The organism is Epilithonimonas hominis, from assembly GCF_003730015.1.
GTDB classification, from domain to species: Bacteria; Bacteroidota; Bacteroidia; order Flavobacteriales; family Weeksellaceae; genus Epilithonimonas; species Epilithonimonas hominis.
The window spans coordinates 1-5,382 of the sequence record NZ_RJTU01000094.1; the positions used below are offsets into that span (position 1 = coordinate 1).

The window sequence follows — 5,382 nt, forward strand, 5'->3', positions numbered from 1 at the left end:
TCCTGAGGAAGCGAAAAGAACAAAGTTCATTGACAATAAGATATAACAACCAAGTAAGGAAAAAAAAACCAAAGCGTCAATTTTAAATTGAATTTGAGTATAAGGACAAACAAACATACAATGGAGAGTTTGATCCTGGCTCAGGATGAACGCTAGCGGGAGGCCTAACACATGCAAGCCGAGCGGTATTTGTTCTTCGGAACAGAGAGAGCGGCGCACGGGTGCGGAACACGTGTGCAACCTGCCTTTATCTGGGGGATAGCCTTTCGAAAGGAAGATTAATACCCCATAATATATTGAGTGGCATCATTTGATATTGAAAACTCCGGTGGATAGAGATGGGCACGCGCAAGATTAGATAGTTGGTGAGGTAACGGCTCACCAAGTCAATGATCTTTAGGGGGCCTGAGAGGGTGATCCCCCACACTGGTACTGAGACACGGACCAGACTCCTACGGGAGGCAGCAGTGAGGAATATTGGACAATGGGTTAGCGCCTGATCCAGCCATCCCGCGTGAAGGACGACGGCCCTATGGGTTGTAAACTTCTTTTGTATAGGGATAAACCTACTCTCGTGAGAGTAGCTGAAGGTACTATACGAATAAGCACCGGCTAACTCCGTGCCAGCAGCCGCGGTAATACGGAGGGTGCAAGCGTTATCCGGATTTATTGGGTTTAAAGGGTCCGTAGGCGGATCTGTAAGTCAGTGGTGAAATCTCACAGCTTAACTGTGAAACTGCCATTGATACTGCAGGTCTTGAGTAAATTTGAAGTGGCTGGAATAAGTAGTGTAGCGGTGAAATGCATAGATATTACTTAGAACACCAATTGCGAAGGCAGGTCACTAAGATTTAACTGACGCTGATGGACGAAAGCGTGGGGAGCGAACAGGATTAGATACCCTGGTAGTCCACGCCGTAAACGATGCTAACTCGTTTTTGGGGCTTCGGCTTCAGAGACTAAGCGAAAGTGATAAGTTAGCCACCTGGGGAGTACGTTCGCAAGAATGAAACTCAAAGGAATTGACGGGGGCCCGCACAAGCGGTGGATTATGTGGTTTAATTCGATGATACGCGAGGAACCTTACCAAGACTTAAATGGGAAATGACAGATTTAGAAATAGATCCTTCTTCGGACATTTTTCAAGGTGCTGCATGGTTGTCGTCAGCTCGTGCCGTGAGGTGTTAGGTTAAGTCCTGCAACGAGCGCAACCCCTGTCACTAGTTGCTAGCATTAAGTTGAGGACTCTAGTGAGACTGCCTACGCAAGTAGAGAGGAAGGTGGGGATGACGTCAAATCATCACGGCCCTTACGTCTTGGGCCACACACGTAATACAATGGCCGGTACAGAGGGCAGCTACACAGCGATGTGATGCAAATCTCGAAAGCCGGTCTCAGTTCGGATTGGAGTCTGCAACTCGACTCTATGAAGCTGGAATCGCTAGTAATCGCGCATCAGCCATGGCGCGGTGAATACGTTCCCGGGCCTTGTACACACCGCCCGTCAAGCCATGGAAGTCTGGGGTACCTGAAGTCGGTGACCGTAAAAGGAGCTGCCTAGGGTAAAACAGGTAACTAGGGCTAAGTCGTAACAAGGTAGCCGTACCGGAAGGTGCGGCTGGAACATCTCATTTTAGAGACAATACGTCAAAAAATATTAAAAAGTGCTTATACAAAAGATAAGCTTTGGTTTTTTTACTCGGTTGCTTATATAAAAAATAAAACCCACTAGGAATTAGTAAAGGGATAGAGAGATAATTAATAATTATAAATTGATAATTGTTAATTAGAGAAAGTCTCGTAGCTCAGCTGGTTAGAGCGCTACACTGATAATGTAGAGGTCGGCAGTTCGAGCCTGCCCGAGACTACTAATTAAAGGGAATTATAGATTAAAAATTATAGATTTTAGATTAAAGCCAAGGGCTTAAATAATTTAAAATTTAGAATTTAGAATTTAAAATCTCCTCTAGAGGGGAATTAGCTCAGCTGGCTAGAGCGCCTGCCTTGCACGCAGGAGGTCAAGGGTTCGACTCCCTTATTCTCCACTGTTTTAGGAGTTTGATTTAAAAGTTACGATTGGAGCCAAAAACAACAATTGTTCATCAGATGACTAAAAAGCAATAAAGATCATTGACATTAACGGTAAAGACATCACAAAGAGAAAACCGAGCGCAAGAAAGCGCTTGAGTAACCTAAAAATAGGAAAGAAATCGTTAAGGGCGTATGGCGGATGCCTAGGCTTTCAGAGGCGAAGAAGGACGTGGTAAGCTGCGAAAAGCTGCGGGGATCGGCACACACGACTTGATCCGCAGATGTCCGAATGGGGCAACCCGGCATATTGAAGATATGTCACCCAGCAATGGGAGCAAACCAGGAGAACTGAAACATCTAAGTACCCTGAGGAAAAGAAATCGAAGAGATTCCGTAAGTAGTGGCGAGCGAAAGCGGATTAGCCCAAAAGTCTTTATATATTTAGAAGAATGTTCTGGAAAGAACAGCCATAGACGGTGATAGCCCGGTATTCGAAAGGTATATTAAGATGATAAATGAGTAGGGCGGGACACGTGAAATCCTGTCTGAATATGGGGGGACCATCCTCCAAGGCTAAATACTCCTGAAAGACCGATAGTGAACAAGTACTGTGAAGGAAAGGTGAAAAGCACTTCGAATAGAAGGGTGAAATAGAACCTGAAACCGTACGCCTACAAGCGGTCGGAGCACCAATAAGGTGTGACGGCGTGCCTTTTGCATAATGAGCCTACGAGTTAATTTTACTAGCGAGGTTAAGGACTTCAGGTCCGGAGCCGGAGCGAAAGCGAGTCTGAATAGGGCGCATAGTTAGTAGGATTAGACGCGAAACCTTGTGATCTACCCATGGGCAGGTTGAAGCTTTGGTAACACAAAGTGGAGGACCGAACCGGTTGACGTTGAAAAGTCTTCGGATGACCTGTGGGTAGGGGTGAAAGGCCAATCAAACTGGGAGATAGCTCGTACTCCCCGAAATGCATTTAGGTGCAGCGTCGCAAATGAGTTTATTAGAGGTAGAGCTACTGATTGGATGCGGGGGAGTCAAATCCTACCAATTCCTGACAAACTCCGAATGCTAATAAATGTTCTGCGGCAGTGAGGGCATGGGTGCTAAGGTCCATGTCCGAGAGGGAAAGAACCCAGACCAACAGCTAAGGTCCCTAAATATATGCTAAGTTGAAACAACGCGGTTGGACTGCATTGACAGCTAGGATGTTGGCTTGGAAGCAGCCATTCATTTAAAGAGTGCGTAACAGCTCACTAGTCGAGCGGTCCGGCATGGATAATAATCGGGCATAAGCATATTACCGAAGCTATGGATTTATAATTTATTATATCTGGTAGGGGAGCATTCTGTTTGCGCCGAAGCAGTATCGTGAGGTATTGTGGAGCGGACAGAAAAGAAAATGTAGGCATAAGTAACGATAAAGGGGGCGAGAAACCCCCTCACCGAAAGACTAAGGTTTCCTCAGCCATGCTAATCAGCTGAGGGTTAGTCGGGACCTAACGCGAACCCGAAAGGGGTAGTGGATGGACAATGGGTTAATATTCCCATACTTGCTCACACTAAAAAGGGGACGGAGTGACGTAGCTACTGGAGACTGACGGAATAGTCAAGACCTAGCCTTCGGGCGAAGTTGTTGTAGTGAACTCGCTTCCAAGAAAAGCCGAAGTGAAGCAACCCGTACCAAAACCGACACAGGTAGTCGAGGAGAGAATCCTAAGGTGCTCGAGTGAGTCGTGGCTAAGGAACTAGGCAAAATAGTCTCGTAACTTCGGAAGAAGAGACGCCAACAGTAATGTTGGCCGCAGTGAAGAGGCCCAGGCGACTGTTTATCAAAAACACAGGACTCTGCTAAATCGAAAGATGCTGTATAGGGTCTGACACCTGCCCGGTGCTGGAAGGTTAAGGAAGGGCGTTAGCGTAAGCGAAGCGTTTGACTGAAGCCCCAGTAAACGGCGGCCGTAACTATAACGGTCCTAAGGTAGCGAAATTCCTTGTCGGGTAAGTTCCGACCTGCACGAATGGTGTAACGATCTGGGCACTGTCTCAGCCACGAGCTCGGTGAAATTGTAGTATCGGTGAAGATGCCGATTACCCGCAATGGGACGAAAAGACCCTGTGAACCTTTACTATAACTTCGTATTGACTTTGAGTAAACAATGTGTAGGATAGGTGGGAGGCTATGAAGCTGGCACGCTAGTGTTGGTGGAGCCAACGTTGAAATACCACCCTTTGTTTACTTGGAGCCTAACTTCTACGGAAGGACATTGCGTGGTGGGTAGTTTGACTGGGGTGGTCGCCTCCAAAAGAGTAACGGAGGCTTTCAAAGGTACCCTCAGCACGCTTGGTAACCGTGCGTAGAGTGTAATGGCATAAGGGTGCTTGACTGTGAGACCAACAAGTCGATCAGGTGCGAAAGCAGGACATAGTGATCCGGTGGTTCCGTATGGAAGGGCCATCGCTCATAGGATAAAAGGTACTCCGGGGATAACAGGCTAGTCTCCCCCAAGAGCTCACATCGACGGGGAGGTTCGGCACCTCGATGTCGGCTCGTCACATCCTGGGGCTGGAGAAGGTCCCAAGGGTTGGGCTGTTCGCCCATTAAAGTGGCACGCGAGCTGGGTTCAGAACGTCGTGAGACAGTTCGGTCTCTATCTATTGCGGGCGTTAGATGTTTGAGAGGACTTGATTCTAGTACGAGAGGACCGAATTGAACAAACCTCTGGTGTATCAGTTGTACCGCCAGGTGCACCGCTGAGTAGCTATGTTTGGAAGAGATAAGCACTGAAAGCATATAAGTGCGAAACTCGCCTCAAGATGAGACATCTTTTAAGGGTCGTTGGAGATGACGACGTTGATAGGCTACAGGTGTAAAGACAGTAATGTCATAGCCGAGTAGTACTAATTACCCGTAGATTTATAGCCTATTGGTTACAATAAACCCAAGCGTTTGCTTGCGCAACTAAGGTTCTCTCTTTGTGAACGTTTTTATCGATTTTTTAATTCAAAGTTTATGGTTAAAGAATTCAAAGTTGTAAAACTTTGAACTTTAAATATAAATCTCTGAACTAAATACATATACTGTACATCCTTTTGTACAAACAGCCTTTAGGGTGGTTTTAGCAGAGGGGCTCACCTGTTCCCATTCCGAACACAGAAGTTAAGCCCTCTAGCGCCGATGGTACTGCGAAAGCGGGAGAGTAGGTCGCCGCCAGTATTTTTTAAAAGCTCATCAATTTACTTTGATGAGCTTTTTTTTTGACCTTTTTTTACTTATGAAAAGTCGTATAAATGACATATATAAAACGGATTAGTTTCAAAACTTGGGGACTAGGCAAAAAGTTTTGATA

The 5,382-nt window shown here is 46.3% G+C and carries 2 tRNA genes and 3 rRNA genes; all 5 read left to right on the top strand.

The features are described 5' to 3' along the window. The first annotated feature begins 117 nt into the window (after positions 1-117). The 5 genes from EGH73_RS13915 to rrf all read left to right on the top strand — a co-directional run bounded on the left by EGH73_RS13915 (position 118) and on the right by rrf (position 5,249). Positions 118-1,634, top strand: a 16S ribosomal RNA gene (locus tag EGH73_RS13915). Between the two features lie 160 nt (positions 1,635-1,794). Next, positions 1,795-1,868, top strand: a tRNA-Ile gene (locus EGH73_RS13920). A gap of 103 nt (positions 1,869-1,971) precedes the next feature. After that, positions 1,972-2,045 (top strand) — tRNA-Ala (locus EGH73_RS13925). Positions 2,046-2,203: 158 nt separating this feature from the next. Beyond that, positions 2,204-4,957, top strand: a 23S ribosomal RNA gene (locus tag EGH73_RS13930). 184 nt (positions 4,958-5,141) lie between these two features. After that, positions 5,142-5,249: ribosomal RNA gene (gene rrf, locus EGH73_RS13935) — 5S ribosomal RNA — on the top strand. The 16S, 23S and 5S rRNA genes sit together here with 2 tRNA genes alongside, the layout of an rRNA operon. Positions 5,250-5,382 lie beyond the last annotated feature (133 nt).